General features: G+C 69.9%; 10 protein-coding genes. 5 read left to right on the top strand and 5 right to left on the bottom strand.

The genetic code is table 11. From position 1 onward, the window contains the following. Positions 1 to 65: 65 nt before the first annotated feature. On the bottom strand, positions 66 to 2,771 hold the full coding sequence (locus SK854_RS10830; RefSeq protein ID WP_319974932.1) for an AfsR/SARP family transcriptional regulator: 2,706 nt from the start codon (positions 2,769 to 2,771) through the stop codon (positions 66 to 68). 475 nt (positions 2,772 to 3,246) lie between these two features. Further along, positions 3,247 to 7,275: a type VII secretion protein EccCa gene (gene eccCa / locus SK854_RS10825; protein WP_319974931.1), complete on the bottom strand. Its 4,029-nt coding sequence runs from the start codon at positions 7,273 to 7,275 to the stop codon at positions 3,247 to 3,249. Positions 7,276 to 7,504: 229 nt separating this feature from the next. Between eccCa and eccD the strand changes: the two genes are divergently transcribed. Together eccD and mycP are read left to right on the top strand one after the other, a co-directional pair. Beyond that, positions 7,505 to 8,908, top strand: coding sequence for a type VII secretion integral membrane protein EccD (eccD, locus tag SK854_RS10820; RefSeq protein WP_319974930.1), 1,404 nt, complete (start codon positions 7,505 to 7,507; stop codon positions 8,906 to 8,908). Continuing rightward, a complete protein-coding gene (gene mycP / locus SK854_RS10815; protein ID WP_319974929.1) occupies positions 8,905 to 10,317 on the top strand; it encodes a type VII secretion-associated serine protease mycosin in 1,413 nt (470 codons plus the stop codon). The genes eccD and mycP overlap by 4 nt, the downstream gene beginning before the upstream one ends. 72 nt (positions 10,318 to 10,389) lie before the next feature. Here the strand turns inward: mycP and SK854_RS10810 are convergent, their stop codons facing one another. The 3 genes from SK854_RS10810 to eccB form a co-directional block, all read right to left on the bottom strand. Then, positions 10,390 to 11,469, bottom strand: coding sequence for a WXG100 family type VII secretion target (locus tag SK854_RS10810; RefSeq protein ID WP_319974928.1), 1,080 nt, complete (start codon positions 11,467 to 11,469; stop codon positions 10,390 to 10,392). 8 nt (positions 11,470 to 11,477) lie between these two features. Next, positions 11,478 to 11,795, bottom strand: coding sequence for a hypothetical protein (locus SK854_RS10805; protein ID WP_319974927.1), 318 nt, complete (start codon positions 11,793 to 11,795; stop codon positions 11,478 to 11,480). Between the two features lie 237 nt (positions 11,796 to 12,032). After that, the gene (gene eccB, locus SK854_RS10800; protein ID WP_319974926.1) at positions 12,033 to 13,649 is read right to left on the bottom strand and encodes a type VII secretion protein EccB; all 1,617 of its coding nucleotides are present in this window, start codon (positions 13,647 to 13,649) and stop codon (positions 12,033 to 12,035) included. A gap of 159 nt (positions 13,650 to 13,808) precedes the next feature. On the opposite strand from eccB, the gene eccE reads away from it, so the two are divergent. From eccE to SK854_RS10785, 3 genes are all read left to right on the top strand, one after another. Next, entirely contained in the window at positions 13,809 to 15,128 is a 1,320-nt protein-coding gene (eccE, locus tag SK854_RS10795) for a type VII secretion protein EccE (protein WP_406601760.1), read from the top strand. Then, positions 15,125 to 15,853, top strand: a complete 729-nt coding sequence (locus SK854_RS10790; protein WP_319974924.1) for a hypothetical protein — start codon at positions 15,125 to 15,127, stop codon at positions 15,851 to 15,853. Before eccE ends, SK854_RS10790 begins: the two co-directional genes overlap by 4 nt. 220 nt (positions 15,854 to 16,073) lie before the next feature. Continuing rightward, on the top strand, positions 16,074 to 17,636 hold the full coding sequence (locus SK854_RS10785) for a S8 family peptidase (RefSeq protein ID WP_319974923.1): 1,563 nt from the start codon (positions 16,074 to 16,076) through the stop codon (positions 17,634 to 17,636). Positions 17,637 to 18,055 lie beyond the last annotated feature (419 nt).

The following is an 18,055-nucleotide window of genomic DNA, read 5'->3' as shown; positions in this document are numbered from 1 at the left end:
CAGCGACTCTGTGAACGGCCGGCCGCTCCGCGGTCACCTCCCTCTTCACCGCGGAGGGGCCGGTCTCAGTTCAGCGAGGCCAGCAGTTCGCGCACGTCGTCCGCCTGCGCGTTGCCCAGGTCGTCGTAGACGTCGAGCGCCGCGAGGTAGTAACCGCGGGCGGCGTCCAGTTCGCCGAGGTCCCGTTTCATGTCGGCCAGTCGCACGAGCGTGTCCGCCTGGTAGTGGCGGTAGGACAACGTTGCCTGCAGCTCGACCGACCTGAGGTAGTTCGCCTCCGCTTCCTCGTAGCGGCCCAGCGCGCGGTAGATGCTGCCGAGGGTGTCGCGGTTCGAGGCCACCACGGTGTCCCGCTCGTCCGGCACCAGCTCCAGGTACATGTCACGGGCCTGCTCGGCGTGCGCCGCCGCCTCGTGGTGGTCGCCGAGCTCGTGGTGCACGAACGCCAGCGACGCCGAGACGCTCGCCAGTTCGATGCGGTCGCCGCTGCGCATCGCCACGTCCAGCGCCCGCAGCAGCGGGTCGAGCGCACGCAGGTGTTCGTCCTGCCTGGCCAAAAGGTAGGCGAGGCCGCGCAGGTCGTTCGACAACCCGATGAGGTCGCCCAGCCGTTCGTCCAGGGCGACGGCCGCGCGGAGCTGGCGCTCGGCCTCGTCGAACTCCCGGCCCGGCACCAGGCAGGACACCAGGCCGCGGCGGGCCCGGCACTCCCCTTCCAGATCACCCGCCCGGCGCGCGGCGGTGACGGCGAGCCGTTGCAGGCGTTCGCCCTCGCGCCACCGTCCGGTGGCCAGCAGGAAGTGCCGGATCGCCCAGACCGTGCGCCACACGTGACCGTCGAAGCCCGCCTCGCCCGCCGCGACGACCGCAGGACCGAAGACCGCGCGTTCCTCGGCGTACCAGCGGTCGGCGTCGGTGCTCACCTCGAACGCCAGCACGACGGCGCCGGGAGCCGGGTCCGGCGTGGTGATGGGCTGGCGCAACGGGTCGGACCTCACCGCGGCGGCCAGTGCGGAGTGCATGAGGTGGTCGAAGAACCGCCGTTGGGCATCCGCGCGCTCAGCGGCCGACAGGCGCAGAGCCGCTTCCTCCGCCGCGTACGAACGCATCAGGTCGTGCAGCCGGTAGCGGCCGTTCTGGCTGTTGATCAGGCTGTAGCGGACCAGCTCGTCCAGTGCGTCGGCCGACGGCTGCGCCATGAGGCTGGTCGCGGCGGGCTCGGTCACGTCCGGGCCGGGGTGCAGGCCCAGCAGCACGAACAGGCGCGCCGCCACCGGGCTCAGCCACCCGAACGTCCACGAGAACACCGCCCGCACGCTGGTCAGCGGATCGTCGGTGTCCAACGCGTCGAGCGCGGCGTGTTCGAGCTCCTGCACGAGCATGCCGAGCGGGTGCTGGTCGAGCGTCGCCCGTGCCGCCACGACGGCGAGCGCCAGCGGCAGTCCCGCGCACAGCTCGACGAGCCTGGCGGCCGCCGCGGGCTCCTCCGCGACCCGGTGCGCGCCGACCCTGCCGCCGAAGAGCATCATCGACTCCTCCGGCCCCAGGACGTCGAGCTGAAACGCCCGGTCCTGCGTGACCAGGCCGCGCAAGCGGTTGCGGGACGTGATCACGGCCAGGCTCTGCGACCCGCCCGGCAGCAGCGGCCGCACCTGCGCCACGTCCCGGACGTTGTCGAGCAGCACCAGCACCTGCAGCCGCGACAGCAGCGTCCGGTAGCTCTCCAGCATCGCCTCGGTGGCGGCCGGGATCTCGTCCGCGGGCACGCCGAGCGCCAGCAGGAAGTCGCGGGCCGTGCTGATCGGGTTCACCGGGGCCCCGGTCGGATCGAACCCGCGCAGGTCGCTGTAGAGCTGCCCGTCCGGGAACCGGCCGGCGATCCGGTGCGCCCACTGCACCGCGAGCGACGTCTTGCCGATGCCCCCGCTGCCGTTGATCACCAGCTGCCCGGACGCGAGCACGGCGTCGAGCCGGTCGAGTTCCCGCTCCCTGCCGACGAAGTGCGGCAACGCGGTCGGCAGCTGCCGGGGGACGTGGTGATGCGACGGGACGAGCACCGCCCCAGAGGGGATCTCTCCCGCCAGGACCTGCTGCTGCGCTTCGCGCAGGCGCGGCCCCGGCGTGACGCCGAGCTGCTCGCCCAGCACGGCCGTGACCTCCTGGTAGGTCGCGAGCGCGTCCGCCTGCTGCCCGCTGCGGTGCAGGGCGAGCATCAGCTGCGCCCAGAACACCTCGTGCACCGGGTGCCGGGTGGTGAGCGTCCTGAGCTCCGGCACCAGTTCCGCCGCGACACCCAGCTCCAGGTCGTCGTCGATCCGCTTCTCCAGCGCCGCCAGGCGTTCCTCGACCAGCGCCGGCACGAGGTCGCGGTGCAACGACTCCGACGGGACGTTCGCCAGCACCGGCCCGCGCCACAACGCCGTCGCCGCAGCGTGCTCACCGGTCTTCAGGTGGGCGCGGAACCTGAGCAGATCGAGCTGCTCGGGCTCGACCACGGCCACGTAGCCGCCCGGACGAGTCCGCACGCAGCTCGCCACGCCGAGCGCCTGCCGCAACCGGGTCACGACCATGTGCAACGTCTTGCCCGCGCGGTCCGCACTGGGCGGCACCCCGTCCCACAGCCGCTCGACGATCTCGTCCACGGAGACGAACTCGTTGGCGCGCAGGAGAAGCGTGCCGAGAAGAACCCGGCACCGGCCGGCCGGGACGGTGACCGGGACACCGTCGAGCAGTACCTCGAGCGGCCCCAGCACGCGGTACTCGACTCGCACGTCGCCCCTCTCCCGCTCGGTGACCGAGCGCCGAGTGTAGGGGCGAGGACTCGGTGTGACCGAAGTGTGAGCGCCACCGGGCAAAGTGGTCATCAGCCGGAGCGACGAGAGTGACAGCGAAGTATTGGGGGGTTGTCACGATCGCCGCGCACCCTCCGGGCCGCCCCTCCCCAGTGGTGCGGTCCGGGAGGAATCCGGTCATGGGGGAACCGGACAGTCCCCTGCTGTTCGGTGAAGGCCCGCGGCTTCGGCTGCGGGCCTTTTTACTTGTCATCGAGGCGTGAGCGGCGCGTGAGCGGCGTCCGGCAGAGTCCTCGTCAGCCGGTTCGGAGGAGTCAGACCTGGGGGTGACTCGACGGAACCGGATCCAGTGCCCCGGTGCGGCCGCCTCCCTCTTGGCCGCGCCGGGGTGCCGATCCGGCACACGGACAAGGGCCCGCGGCTGATGCCGCGGGCCCTTGTCCGTGCACTGCTTCTAGTCCGACGGGATCCAGGCGAACTGGATGCGCTGCTGACCGTGCTTGCGGGTCACCATCGTGCCCCGGCCGGGAGGCTGCGGCGACGGCTTCAGGTTGCCGATGATGTTGCCCTCCTCCTTCGAACCGGAACCGACGAAGATCGGCGCCGAGATCTCCTTCAGCTTGCCGATGATCGGGTCGTACATCGCGCGGGACGCTCCACCCATGCGGCGGACGACGACGACGTGCAGACCGACGTCCTTCGCCTGCGGGATGAACTCGGCCAGCGGCTGCATCGGGTTCGCGGCACCCTGCGGAGCGACCAGGTCGTAGTCGTCGACGATGACGAAGACCTCCGGGCCCTTCCACCAGGAGCGGTTCTTGAGCTGTTCCTGCGTCACGTCCGGGCCGGGCATGCGGTTCGCGAGCGAGCCGCGGACCTCCTGGACGTTCTGCGTGAACTGCGTGCCCGACACCGCGTAGCTGAGCAGGTGGTCGGTGTCGATGAAACCGAGCATCGTGCGGCGGTAGTCCGCGAGCAGGATCAACGCCTCGGACGAGGTGTAGCTCTGCATGATGCCGCGGACGATCGTGCGCAGGATGTTGGTCTTGCCGGACTCGCCGTCGGCCAGCGCGAGGAAGTGCGGGTCCGCGTCGAAGTCCAGGTAGACCGGCGCGAGCTCGTCCTCGTTGACACCGACCGGGACCAGGTGGCCGCGGTTGGGCAGGATCTGCTGGACGTGCGCCATGAACTGCCCGTGGTCGAGCAGGTCGGGCAGCATCCGGACCTGCGGGGCGCGCGGGCCCTGCCAGGCCTGGTTCAGCTTGTGGCTGAGGTCCTGGACACCGGAGACCACCGTGCTCGCGTCCTGCGAGGTGTCGATGCGGGGCAGACCGACGAGGTAGTGCAGCTTGCGTCCCGTGGCACCGTCGATGGTGATACCGCGGCCAGGCCGGCCCGGCGGCACGTTGACCGCCACCTTGCGGTCGACCTCGGACTCGCTCGGGTCACCGAGCCGCAGCTCGAAGCGCGTACCCAGGAGGTCCTTCATGGCCGGCCGGATCTCCGCCCACCGGCTCGCGCCGACGATCACGTGCACGCCGTAGGACAGACCCTGCGCGGCGAGCGCCTGGATCTGCGGCTCGACCATCTCGAACTCCTGGCGGAAGTTCATCCAGCCGTCGACGATCAGGAACGCGTCACCGAAGCTGTCGTCCTTGATCTCACCGCGACGCTTGCGGGCGCGGAACTCGCCCAGCTCGATGCGCTGGTCGCGCCAGCGGAGCTCGCGTTCCGCGATCAGGCTCTGCAGCTCGGCCACCATGCGGCGGACCTTGTCGACGTCGAGACGACCGGCGAAGCCACCCACGTGGGGCAGGTCCTCCATCGCGGCGAGCGAACCACCACCGAGGTCGATGAGGTAGAACTGCACCTCCTCCGGCGTGTGGGTGAGCGCCATCGACGCGACGAGCGTCCTGAGCATCATCGACTTGCCGGACTGCGGGCCACCGACGACCGCGCCGTGACCGGCCGCACCGGAGAAGTCCGCCCACAGCAGGTCGCGGCGCTGCTCGAACGGCTTGTCGACCACGCCCAGCGGAACCTGCAGCGTGCTGTTGGCCGGGTAGCCCGGCGACGTCAGACCGCGGTCCGGCGTCACGTCGAGCGGCGGCAGCATCGTGTCCATCGTCGGCGGCTCGTTGAGCGGCGGCAGCCACACCTCGTGCGCGGGCGGGCCCTGACCGACGAGGCGGTCGACGATGAGCTCGAGCTGGGTCGGCTCGTTCGCGTCCTCCTTGACCGGCGCGGCCACGACCTGCACCGGCTCGACCGGACGCTCCGGCTCCTTCGGGATCTCGATGAAGTCCGGCACGAAGAACCGCGGCCGCTTGTCACTGCGCACGGCCACCGACTCACCGGCGGACTGCATGCCGGCGGGACGGTAGGTGCCCGAGACGTAGAGCGCCTTGAACCTGGTCAGCGGCATGCCCTGCACGCTCAGGTAGCCCGAGCCCGGGATCGGCGGGAGCTCGTAGGCGTCCGGCACACCGATCGCCGCACGGGACTCCGCCGCGTTGAAGGTCTTCAGACCGATCCGGTACGAGAGGAACGTGTCCAGACCGCGCAGCTTGCCTTCCTCGAGTCGCTGCGACGCGAGGAGCATGTGCATCTGCAGCGACCGGCCGACACGACCGATCTGCAGGAAGATGTCGATGAAGTCCGGCTTCGCCGTCAGCATCTCGGAGAACTCGTCGATGCAGATGAACAGCGCGGGCAGCGGGTCGAGCTGGGCGCCGTTCTCACGGGCCTTCTCGTAGTCCCAGACGTTCTTGTAGTTGCCCTTCGCCAGGACCTCCTGACGACGCGACACCTCGCCCTCGATGGCGTCCTTCATGCGGTCGACCAGGCTGAGGTCGCCGGCGAGGTTGGTGATCGTCGCGGCGACGTGCGGCGCCTTGTCCAGACCGAGGAACGTCGCACCACCCTTGAAGTCGACGAGGATCATGTTGAGCGCCGTCGACGAGTGCGAGGCCAGCAGGCCGAGCACCAGGGTGCGGAGGAACTCCGACTTGCCGGAACCGGTCGCGCCGATGCACAGGCCGTGCGGGCCCATGCCGTCCTCGGCCGCTTCCTTGATGTCGAGCTCGACCGCCTGGCCGTGCTCGCCGATGCCGAACGGGATGCGGTAGCGGTCGCGCTTGGGCCGCGGCCGCCACGCCTGCTGCACGTCGAACGTGATCGGGTCGCCGGGGATGCCCATGAACTCGAGCAGCGGCGGGTTGTTGGTCATCGCCAACGGGTCCTCGCCCGAGTCGCCACCGGCCTCACCGGCGGCGCCCATGCGGTACGGCGAGAGCCTGCGGGCCAGCGCCTCCGCCTCGACGACGGACAACCGGTCCGGGGCGCCGAACCACTCGACACCGCTCGCGGAACGGGCACCCAGCTGGTTGTTCTCGACGACCAGGCGCAGGCCGCGGCGTGCCGTCAGGTTGCCCAGGCACTCGTTGAGGTCCAGCAGAGTGACGCCGACCAGACCCTCTTCGAGGATGATCATCTCTTCGCGGCTGATGTCGCCGTCGTCGATGACGATCACGATGTGCGGCTGGTCCGGCGGCGGCGGGGCGTTGCGCGTGAACCGCTGGCGGTCGCGCAGGTTCTCGTCCAGCATCGCCTCGATCTCGGCGAGCGAGTTCGCCATCATGCGGCGCTGGCCGATGCCGTCGATGTCGGTGGGGTGCTGCGCGTGCGGCAGCCACTTCACCCATTCCCACAGCTGCTTGGTGCGGCCCGCGCTGACGACCGCGATCAACAGGTCGTCCGGGGCGTGGAAGGTGACGAGCTGGGCGAGCAAGGCCCGCGCGAGGTCGCGGCGGTCCTCGATCTCGCCGAGCAGGCCGACCGCGGCGAACCCGCGCAGTGCGATGGAGATCGGGAGGTCGGGCACGAGCGAGTGGGCGCGCACGAAACGGCGCAGCGCCAGCGTCGCGATCGGTTCGAGCTCCTCGACGGGACCGGTCTGCGGCGGCACCAGGCGGGTGGCGAGGCGCTGCGAGCCCCGTCCCGCGCGCAGGTGGCAGAAGTCGGGGTCGTTCTGGCGGCGTTCCCACATGCGACGGGTGGTGGCGAGCGACCACAGCATCTGCGGGTCCGGGTGCACCCACTCGCGTTCGGCGCGCTGCTCGTCGGCGGCTTCGCGGGCGCGGTCGCGCATCTGGCCGAGGTACCGCAGGTAGTCCTTGCGGTCCTCGTTCATCTCGGCTTTCTTCTGGCCCTTGCCCGAGCCCATGCCGCTCGCCATCATGCCGATGGTCGAGATCATCATCATGCCGGGCATGATCATCGCCGCGGGCTGCCGCGGCATGAACACGAGCATCATGCCCATCATGCCCATGGACGCGACGATCATGACGACGGGCATCGCCTTCATCATGATGTTGCCGGGGATGATCCGGGGGACCTCGGGTGGCGGTTCGAGGTGTACCTCACCGCCAGGAGGCCGGGGAGCAGCAAGGCGTGCCGTTCGCTTGAACTGCAGCGTGCTCAACTGACAGGCACCTCTTCGACTCGTTACGCCACCAGTAGCAACCGACACTATTGCGCATCCGCGCGCGTCACGAAGGTGGGTCGGGAAAAAACCCAGTCGAACGTGTTCTGCAAACGACACGTGCAAGAGACGTCGGTGCGGCCATACTAGGGCCGCCCGGCAACCGTCCGAGTGGACCAATAAGGTCGGGCACATTGTTTGCAAGGCTGATCTGACTTAGGGGGCCCTGGTGGCGACCGGTACGACGGTGTTCAGCCGTGTCACGGTGGTGGCACCTCGGACGCGTATCGACGTCGCGCTACCTGCCGACGTGGCGGTGGCCGATCTCCTGCCGATGCTGCTGGACATGGCGAGAGAGGCCACTCCGGACGGTGGCGTCCGGCACGGTGGCTGGTGCCTCGCCAAGCTCGGCGACAACCCGCTCGACCCGGCGCGCACGCTCGCGTCGCTCGGCGTCGTCGACGGTGAGCTGCTGCAGTTGCGGCGCCGCAACGAGAATCCGCCGCCGCCGTTGTACGACGACGTCGTCGACGCGATCGCGGAGTCCGATCCGGACTCGTTCCGGCCCTGGACCAAGGAGACCGCGCAGCGGTTCGGTCACCTGGCCGGCGCGCTCGCGCTGATCGCGTCCGCGGTGGCGTTGTTCCTGTCCGGCCCGATCTCGCAGGGCGACGCCGGCAGCGGTCTCGCGGCCGCCATCGCCGGCGGTGTCGGCGCGATCGCCATGCTGGCGGCGGGCGCGACCATCTCGCGGGCCTACAGCTCGGCGTCGACCGGTGTGCTGATCGCCGCGTGCGGTTCGCTGCCGTTGGCGTTCGTCGCGGGCTTCCACGCCGTGCCCGGTGTGGGCTTCAGCCCGAAGATGCTGCTCGCCTCCGCGCTGATGATGATCTTCGCGTGGGGCGGCATCCTGCTGATCGGGCAGGGCATCACGGTGTTCATCGCCGCGGCGACCGGCGGCACGCTCGTGGCGCTGGCGTTCCTCGTCTCGACGTTCGTCGAGCACCCGCTGTCCGGTGTGGCCGCCGCGACCGGTGCCGTGGCGCTCGCCGCGCTGTCGCTGCTGCCGGGTCTCACGCTGCGGCTGGCCAAGATCCCGCCGCCCGTCGTGCCGACGAACGCCGAGGACCTCAAGGAGGACAGCGGCTTCCCGGAGTACGCGGTCATCGAGCGTCGCACGGCCGTCGCGCACGAGTACCTGACGGGCATGATCATCGGTACCGGCGTGGTCGCGGCACTCGCCGCCATCGTCGCCGCGTCCGCCGACACGGTCTGGGGCCCGATCTACGGCGTGGTCGTCGCGATCGTGCTGATGATGCGCGGCCGGGCGTACGCGAACGGCGCGCAGGCCGTCGCACTGCTGTCCACCGGCATGTTCGCCAGCGGCGGCATCCTGATCGGCTGGCTGATCGCGTCGACGTCGTTCGACCGCATCGCGTTCGTCTTCGGCGCGCTGCTGGTGCTGGGCGCGCTCGCGCTGGTGCTCGGCGTGATCTTCCCCGGCCAGAAGTTCTCGCCGCCGCTGCGCCGCACCGTCGACATCATCGAGGCGATCCTGATCGCCTCCGTGCTGCCGCTGGCGCTGGCCGTCATGGACATGTACCAGGTGTTCCGAGGCCTGATCACGCTATGAGGGCGGGCATCAGGCGCACCACGGCGGCAGCGACCGCCGGACTGCTTCTGCTGACGGGGGCGTTGCCGCAGGCCTCCGCTCAGCCGTCCTCGACACCGTCGGCCGCACGGCCGAACTCGGTGCCGCCGGACCTGCCAGCCGATGTCGGGCCGCCCGTCGACGAGGGCAAGGCGGACGTCAAGTACGAGCGCACCTCGAAGGGGTGCGTGGAGTCCGACACCAAGAGCGAACTGATCGAGTACATGCCCTGGGGCCAGGTCTACCTGAACCTGGAGCAGGCGCACCGGTTCGCCAAGGGCAAGGGCATCAAGATCGCGATCATCGACACCGGCGTCGACCCGCGCAACCCCCGCTTCGGCGGCAGGGTCCAGGGCGGCGGCGAGTACGTCTTCGGCAACGCGAACGGCACGGACGACTGCGACGGCCACGGCACCGAGGTGGCCGGTGTCGCCGCCGCGGCCAAGACCGAGGGCGACTTCGTCGGCGCCGCACCGGAAGCGACGATCCTCGCGATCCGCCAGACCAGCGACCGCTTCGAGTTCAAGGGCGACGCGAACAACGAGAAGCGCGCCTCCGCCGGCAAGGTCGGCACGCTGGCGATGGCCATCGTGCGCGCGGCGAACCAGGACGCCAAGGTCATCAACATCTCGCTGACGAACTGCAGCTCCCCCAAGGGCTTCAGCGCGGACGACCGGAAGCTGCAGGCCGCGATCCGGTACGCCGTGGACGTCAAGGACGTGGTGATCGTCACGGCGGCCGGCAACCTGAGCGACCAGGGCACCGGCTGCGCCGCCCAGAACAACAACCTGGACCCGGCCAACGTCAACTCGGTGTCGTCGCCGGCGTGGTTCGCGGACGACGTGCTGTCGGTGGGGTCGATCGCGCGTTCCGGCGACGTCTCGTCGTTCAGCGTCTGGGGCCCGTGGGTCAGCATCGCCGCACCTGGCGAGGAGATCATCTCCGTCGACCCCAAGGGCACCGGCCTGACGAACGCGAACGTCACCGCGCAGGGCGTGCAGGACATCAAGGGCACGAGCTTCGCGTCCCCGTACGTCGCGGGGATCACGGCGCTGGTGCGCGAGCGGTTCCCGAACCTCAAGGCACGCCAGGTGATGGAGCGTCTCAAGGCCACGGCGCTGCACCCCGGCGGGCTGACCGGCAAGGACAACAAGGTCGGCTTCGGCATGATCAACCCGGTGGCGGCGCTGACCGCGGTGCTGCCCGCCGAGGCCGCCGGTTTCAAGGCGCAGCAGCCGAAGGAGCTGACCACCAGCGTCACTCCGCCGCAGGGGCTCGACTGGCCGCCGATCATCGTCGCGCTGGGCGGCATCGGTGCCGGCGGCATCCTGCTGGCCCTGACGTTGTTCGTCCGCAACTCGCTCAACCGCAAGCGCAGAAGCACCGCGTAGCGTTCAAGACTCAACGAGAAGGGCCCCGCCGGAACTCACCGGCGGGGCCCTTCTCGTCGTCCGGGAAGAACGTCAGTCGTCGTCACCGATGGTCTTCGGCGCGGCCTTCTTGGGTTTGCCGAGCAGATCGTCGATCGAGCCGCTGAGCCGCTGCTTCGGCTTGTGCTCCTTGTCGCCGCCCTGCTGCCCGCCGCCCATGCCACCCATCATCGGCGCCATGCCACCGCCCATCATGCCGCCGGAAGCGGCCCCAGGACGGCCACCAGCGGCCGCGGCGGCCTGTCCGGTCCCAGCACCCTTGTCCGCCAGCGGAACCTGCTCAGCGACGCCGGTAGCGCCTCCGAACTGCATCGGCTGCTGCGCCGCCGCGTCAGGCGCGCCGACCGAGCCGACTCCACCGGCACCCACACCGCCGCCACCGCCACCGACCGGGGCGCCACCGGACGCGGCACCGCCCGACGCGGCGCTGCCCGCGGCGGCCGTGGCCGAGGCCTTCGCCGGCTCGGGCATCCTGGTCTCGGGCTTGGCCGGCGCCGTGTAGGTCCAGTTCTGCTCGGGGTACCTGTGCTCCATCCGCACGGCCTCGAAGCCGCCGGCCTCACCGGAAACCCCGTCGCACAGCTTGAGAAACGCCTCCAGCACCTGACGCGCGGACTCGTGCAGCTCGCGGACCGGGTCCTTGAGCTCCTCGATGTGCCTGATCGCGCGCTGGTCGCCCTCCATCGGCAACGAGGCCGTGCCGGACACCGAGTCAGCGGCGTCGGCGAGCACGTGCGCCATGTCCTGCACGATGACGCGCACGCCGTCCGCGGTCTCCTCCAGCGCGTCCGCCATCGCGTTCATCGCGTCGGACAGGTCGCCGCCCGCGAGGCCCACCTTGCGCATGTGGTCGAGGAACGCGTCGGCATCCTTGCCCTCCCACCGCGCGTCGACCCCGCCCAGCGGCTCGGAGACGTGCTTGTTGACCGCCTCGGTCACCTTCGCGGCCTTGCGCCAGCGTTCGGCTTCCTCACGCAGGTCGTTCCAGTCGCCCACCAGCGGGTCGAAGAAGTCGTGCACGAGGTCCACGACACCGAGCTTGCGACTCACCCGTGAGAGGTAGTCGAGCTCGGGACCCACCTCGGCCGCGATCTGCTTGCCGTCCTTGGCCACAGCTCCCCCTACCGCCGGTCGGCCTTCTTGATGGCCTGCAGACTTTCCTCGTCGCCCTGCCCGTGCTGCTCGGCGACGGCGTGCAGGCCCTTCGAGGCCGCGTCGAGCGCGTCACAGGCGCGGCCGAGCTGCGAGTTGAGCAGTTCGGCGGCGCGCGCGTACCCCTGGGCGGTACCGACGGTTCTGCCGATCTCGCCGAACGACTGCGGGCGCAACGGGGACACCTTCATGGCGTCCCGCACCCGCCTCAGATCGTCCGTCGTCCCGTCGATGCGGTCGGCGTACTTCTCCAACCACTCGGCATCGACGCTGATACGACCGGCCAAGACTCTGTCCCCCCTACAAAAACTCCGGGTGCTGAGCGTGGTGGCCACAATCGCCACCGCGTGTTTCGGCGCTCAGCAGGGCACCTCGCGGCGTCGGCCCCCGCCCCCCATATGCCCGATATGCAGGGCGGGGGCCGACGCCGCGATGCACCCGTCTGACCGGCGAAACACGCGGCGGCGGTTAGTGCCCACCACGCTTTCGTCGCATTTGACGGTGATGCACCCGGAGCGGTTCCGCTACTTCTGAACGGCCGCCTGCGGATCCTTGATGGTGCCCTTGGGCGCCGGGATCGAGTCGTAGCTGCGGTTGGCCTCGTTCTTGTTGAGCTGCGGTCCCATCGGCAACAGGCTCAGGATCTGGTTCGGCGCCGGCGGGAACGTCCCGTCGAGACCCAGCGCCGCCGCGGTGCCGCCGTCCGGAACGCCGTAGCGCACGCCGCGACCCGTGACGACCTGCACCGGTCCGGTGCCGAAGTCGCCCTTGCCCTGGCTCGCCCGCACGACCGCGGCCTTGCCCGGCAGCATCAGGAACTGGTCGATGATCTCGCCCGCCGCACCCGCGGCGTTCAGCTCCACCGGAGCCATGTCCTTGGGGCCGGGCAGCTTCGAGCCGATCGTGACCGTCGTGTGCTCGGCCTTGGTCTGCTCGGTGTAGTTGTCGGCCTTCCAGCCCAGGCACAGCACGGTGTTGCCGGCGTTCGCCTCGAGCGTGGCGGGGATCTGCTTCGGGTAGGAGTCGAGCTTCAGCGGGTTCTTCGGGTCCTTGTGGTTCGCGATCGCGCTCGGCGAGAGCCTGACCGACTTGTTGTTGTTCGAGTACGCCCAGCGCAGCAGGTCGCCGACGGTCTCGTCGACGGTCTGGAAGCCGTCCTCGAGCGCCACCATGGACTCGAAGCCGTTCTGCCGCTCGACCTGGACGACCTCACCGATCTTGACGTTGGTCTCGGTGACGTAGGTGGCCTGCTTGCCCTGGTTCGGCATGGTCGGCGCGGCCAGCGGGGCGACCTCGGGGATCGTCGTGAGCAGCGCCGTGCTGATCGACCGCGCCTGCTTGCCGCCCAGCTTCAGGGCGTTGACGACCTTGTCGTTCTTGAGGTCCACCTCGGCGCGGACCGTCGACGACGAGATGTCGGTGCGGCTGTCGGGCTTCTTGTAGATCAGGTAGGCCTTCTTGGCGCCGGTGCGCTGCTGCACCAGCACGGCCTCCTCGCCCAGCTGGGAGTTGCCCTCGCTGACGCCCGCGATCACGGAGGTCTTGATCTGGTTCTCCGCCGCCTGGTTCTCGCGGAACTCGTCCAGGTTCAGGGTGTCGCAGACGGACCACTGCGCGTCGATCCGCAGGTTCGGCTTCGGCAGCACGTCCGGCGCGTCCGGCAGACCGGTGAGCCTGCCACGCGGGAGGTTCGCCAGCGCCGACTCGCTCACGAGCTTCGGGGTGCCGCCGGCCGCCTCCTGCGGAGCGCCCGCGGTGCCGGCCGGTGCGTCGCCGCCGCCCTGACCCTGCTGCGCGTCCGGGTTGTTGCGCGAGTACCAGAGCAGCCGGGCCGAGGCCAGGTTCGTCATCGGGACCAGCCGCCGCGGCGCGCTGTCGACGACGTAGACCTGGCCGGTCTCCTTGCTGATGGCGATCTGAGTCTGGTCGTCCAGCCGCGGTGCCGGGCTGAAAAGACCGACCACGAGAAAGCCGATCAGACCGACTACGCCCAGCACCACACCCACCGCTGTCGCGCGCGAGTGGTTGCGCATGGGGTCGTGCAGCATCACTGCGTCTCTGCGGACAAGCGCTGACTGCATCCGCCGCAGGACGAATTGGTAGGCCTGGACCTGTGACTTGGTCGTGGGTGTTGATGCCATTCTCGGCTCGCTGCTCTCCCAGTCGCGGTACGGTTCGGCAGGATAGCCGGACGCAGGTTGCTCCGTGGGCCGGTTCGCCAAGCCCACCGACCATCGAGGGGAAAGAGACCACAACGGATGTCCGTGACCACTCCACATCCGCCCCGGCCCAACCCAGGGATGGCACGGCCGCAGGGACCCGCAGGTCCTGGCCAGCAGGCACCCGCGCCTCCGCGTCCGGTCGGGCGTGTCCGTCGCAGAGCCGCCGGCGTGAGCCTCGGCTCGTTGCCCGTCTCGAACGTAGTCACGATCGAGGTCGGTCTCGCCATCGCCCTCCTCGTGCTCGCGATCATGGGCGTCAAGGAGGCCAACGGCGCGCTGAACGTCGTCTCCGTCTCGATCGCCGGCGGTGTGCTCTTCATCGCACTGATCCTGGCGTTCACCCGATCGCGTGGCCGCTGGCTCACCCAGTGGATCGGTGTCCGTCTGCGCTACAACTTCCGGTCGCACGGCCGCACCGCGAAGCGCCTGGACTCGCAGGAGTCCAAGCCCGGTGACGACGAGATGCAGGTGCTCGGCCCGGAGGACCCGCGCGTCGCGTTGCTGCGCCTCGCGATCCCGGACCTGGTGATCGCGAAGGGCGTCGACCACGAACGCCGTCCGCTCGCGCTGTCGTGGCACGACGGCGTGTGGACCGCGGTGCTGCTGGTCGACCCGACGCCGCCGCTGATCTCCGCGGTCGGCTCGGCACCGTCACTGCCGCTGGGAGCGCTCACACCGTGCCTGGAGGACCGCGGTGTCGTGCTCGACGCGATCACGGTGATCTGGCACTGCTACCCCGGCAGCGCGGCACTTCCGCCGAACTCGCCGGCCATCAGCTCGTACATGGAGGTGCTCGGCCCGCTGCCCGCGGCGGCCCGGCGCACCACGTGGATCACGGTCCGGCTGGACCCGCGCCGCTGTGGCGAGGCGATCCGGGAGCGCGGCGGCGGCGTCGTCGGCGCGCACCGCGCGTTGATCGGCGCGTTGTCCCGCGTCCGCAACGCCCTGGAGTCCGCCGGTGTCACGATCCGCCCGCTCGACTCGGACGAGCTGCTGCGTGCGGCGATCTCGTCGGCCGAGCTGACCGCGGCCGTCGGCAGCACGAACCCGGTGTCGTTGCGGGAGAAGTGGAAGGGCGTCACCGCTGGTGGCGTCGGTCACGCGAGCTACGCGATCACCGGCTGGCCGTCGAAGGGCCTCAAGGGCAACCTGAACTCCCTGACCGGTGTGCGCGCTCTCTCGTCGACGCTCGCGATGTCCATCTCACCGTCCCGTGAGGACGGTCAGGTCTCCCTGCGCGGCCTGGTGCGGGTGAGCGCCCGCACGCCGAGCGAGCTGGACCGGGCCGAGGACCAGCTCTCGAAGCTGGGTGACAAGCTCGACATCACGCTGACCCCGTTGCGGGGCATGCAGCTCGCGGGCCTCGCCGCGACGCTGCCGCTGGGAGGTGTGGCATGAGCTCGTCGTCCCGTCTGCTCGACACGCGCGGCCGAGGCGCGGTGGCACCGGAGTTCCTGGTGTCGCCGAACATGCTCGACCTGGTCAGCCCCAGCGGTGACCGCGGCGGCATGATGCTCGGCCAGGGCGTGAAGGGCGAACCGCTCGCCGTGTCCGTCCTGCGCCCGACGCCGACCCGCATGGTGGTCGTCGGCGGCCTGTACCTGGCCCGTCAGATCGCGTTGCGCGCCATGGCGACCGGAGCGTGGATCATCATCGCGACGGGCCGCCCGCAGGCGTGGCAGCCGGTCGTGCGCGCCGCAGGCCAAGGTCCGGACGGCCGTCCGTCTCAGTTGGTGCAGCTGCGCCGACTGTCCCCGGCGGACCTCCCGCGCCCGACCGAGGACATGCCGCTGCTCGTGATCCACGACGGCGGCCACGTCCCGCAGGAGCTGTTCCCGCCGCGCGCGCCGTGGCAGACCACGATGTACGTGCTGCCGTACCTGCACCCGCAGGCGTCGTCCACGGCGAACAACGCGGACCTCGTGCTGCTGCAGCGCCTCCCGATGGGCCAGGCCCAGCTCGCCGGCCAGATGTGGCGTCTGCGCCCGCAGATGTTCCAGCAGCTGACCCAGCTCAAGGACGACCAGGTCATCGCGATGGGCCAGGACATGTGGGCGCACCTGCGCCTCTACACGACCCCGGCCGAACAGCAGATCCTCGGAGCAGTGCGCCGAGGCGATTGAGACGCTCGGCAATATAGGCGAAACTTGCGCCCCGAACGGACAACCGTTCGGGGCGCAATTGTTTTGTAAATAGATCAGCTGCACCAACTAATTCACATCACCGAGCAAATCTGTTGATTCGCCATTAGAAGGCAATTTCGTGGACCGTCTTGTGTGAAATCCGCCCGCGCCACTAAGAAAACTCTCACTGCACAACCCTGCGACGAGGGAGCTTGCTGCTATGGGAGAATCGTGGGCCAGACGAGCGGCCGGAATCGGACTGGTGGCGGGCACTGCGCTCGTCCTGTCGTCCGTCTCCGCCACCGCTGCGCCCGAGGGGGAGATTCGCAACCTCGGTGCGTCCAACGCGGTCAAGGACAACTACATCGTCGTGCTGAAGGACATCAGCACGTCAAGCGTGGAGAACCTCAGCGCTAAGTACGGCGCGAAGGTGAAGCACTCTTACAAGTCCGCTTTGCGCGGTTTCTCGGCGCAGATGTCCGAGACCCAGGCCAAGCGCCTGGCGGCAGACCCGGCCGTCGCCTACGTCGAGCAGGACGGCGAGGTCCGCGCCTCGGACACGCAGACCCCGACCCCGTCCTGGGGCCTCGACCGCATCGACCAGCGCGCGCTCCCGCTGGACAACAGCTACACCTACCCGAACCGCGGCGCGGGCGTCACCGCGTACATCATCGACACCGGCATCCGCCTCACCCACACCGACTTCGGCGGCCGCGCGGTGTCCGGCACGGACACCGTTGACAACGATGCCGACGCGACCGACTGCAACGGCCACGGAACCCACGTCGCGGGCACCGTCGGCGGCACGAAGTTCGGCGTCGCGAAGGACGTGAAGCTGGTAGCCGTCCGAGTCCTGAACTGCTCGGGCTCCGGCACCTTCGCGGGCGTCATCGCGGGCATCGACTGGGTCACCGCCGACGTCCAGGCCAACCCGGCCCGCAAGCCCGCGGTGGCCAACATGTCCCTGGGCGGCGGCGCCAACCAAACCGTCGACGACGCAGTGGCCCGCTCCATCGCCGCAGGCGTCACCTACGGCCTGGCAGCCGGCAACGACAACGGCGGCAACGCCTGCAACACGTCCCCGGCCCGCACCCCAGCAGCCATCACCGTGGGCTCCACGGACCGCACCGACGCCCGCAGCTCGTTCTCGAACCTCGGCACCTGCCTCGACATCTTCGCCCCGGGCCGCGACATCACCAGCGCCTGGCTCACGAACGACGAGGCCACCAACACCATCAGCGGCACCTCGATGGCCACTCCTCACGTAGTCGGCGCGGCGGCCGTCTACCTGGGCTCGGCCCCCACCGCAACCCCGCAGCAGGTCCGGGACGCCCTCGTCGACAACGCCACCTCCGACGTCGTCACCAGCCCCGGCACCGGCTCCCCGAACAAGCTCCTCCACATCACCGGCACGGCCCCCGGCAACCCCCCGGGCCAGTGCCCGGCAGTCACCAACGACACCGACACCGCCATCCCGGACGCCAGCGAGGTCAAGTCGCCGATCACCATCGCCGACTGCAACGGCAAGGCCAGCACCACCGGCTCCGTGAAGGTGGCCATCAAGCACACCTACCGAGGCGACCTGGAACTGTCCCTCATCGCCCCCTCAGGCACCGTGAAGGTCCTGAAGGTCCCCAACGGCTCCGACGCCGCTGACGACCTCAACGCCACCTACAGCGTGAACGTGGCGGCCGAGGACGCCAACGGCACCTGGCAACTGCGAGTCCGCGACCTCTACCGCCAGGACACGGGCCACATCGACTCGTGGACGCTCGACATCTAAAGCCAGCCGCACCACCCTCGGAGCCCCCGGTCCCCCCGCCGGGGGCTCCTCCTTTGCCGGAGGAGGGGTCAGCCACAACACGGGCAGGCTCGCGCAGGGGTCCCCTCGGGTTCAGCGTCCCCCGCGACCCAACCTAGCGAGCAGGTCTGACACTCCAGCGAAGCGAAGCCGAGCCACAGAGCGCATGCCAGGGCAACGGCAGGCAGGCTCGCGCAGGGGTCCCCTTGGATTCAGGATCCCCCGCGACCCAACCTAGCGACGGGGCCTGACACTCCCGCGAAGCCGAAGGCGAGCAGACAGAGCGCGCGGCACGGCAAACCCACGCCCGCCCGCGATGCCGGAGGCGAGCCGTCCTTACCGCGCGGTCCGGGTGGGGTGGCTTCGTCACGAGTCGTGCCACAGCTCCTGCTGCAGCCAGG

Source organism: Lentzea sokolovensis (genome assembly GCF_033949975.1).
Classification (GTDB): domain Bacteria; phylum Actinomycetota; class Actinomycetes; order Mycobacteriales; family Pseudonocardiaceae; genus Lentzea; species Lentzea sokolovensis.
The sequence above is the reverse complement of the archived record's forward strand: the minus strand, read 5'-3'. Positions and strand labels throughout refer to the sequence as shown.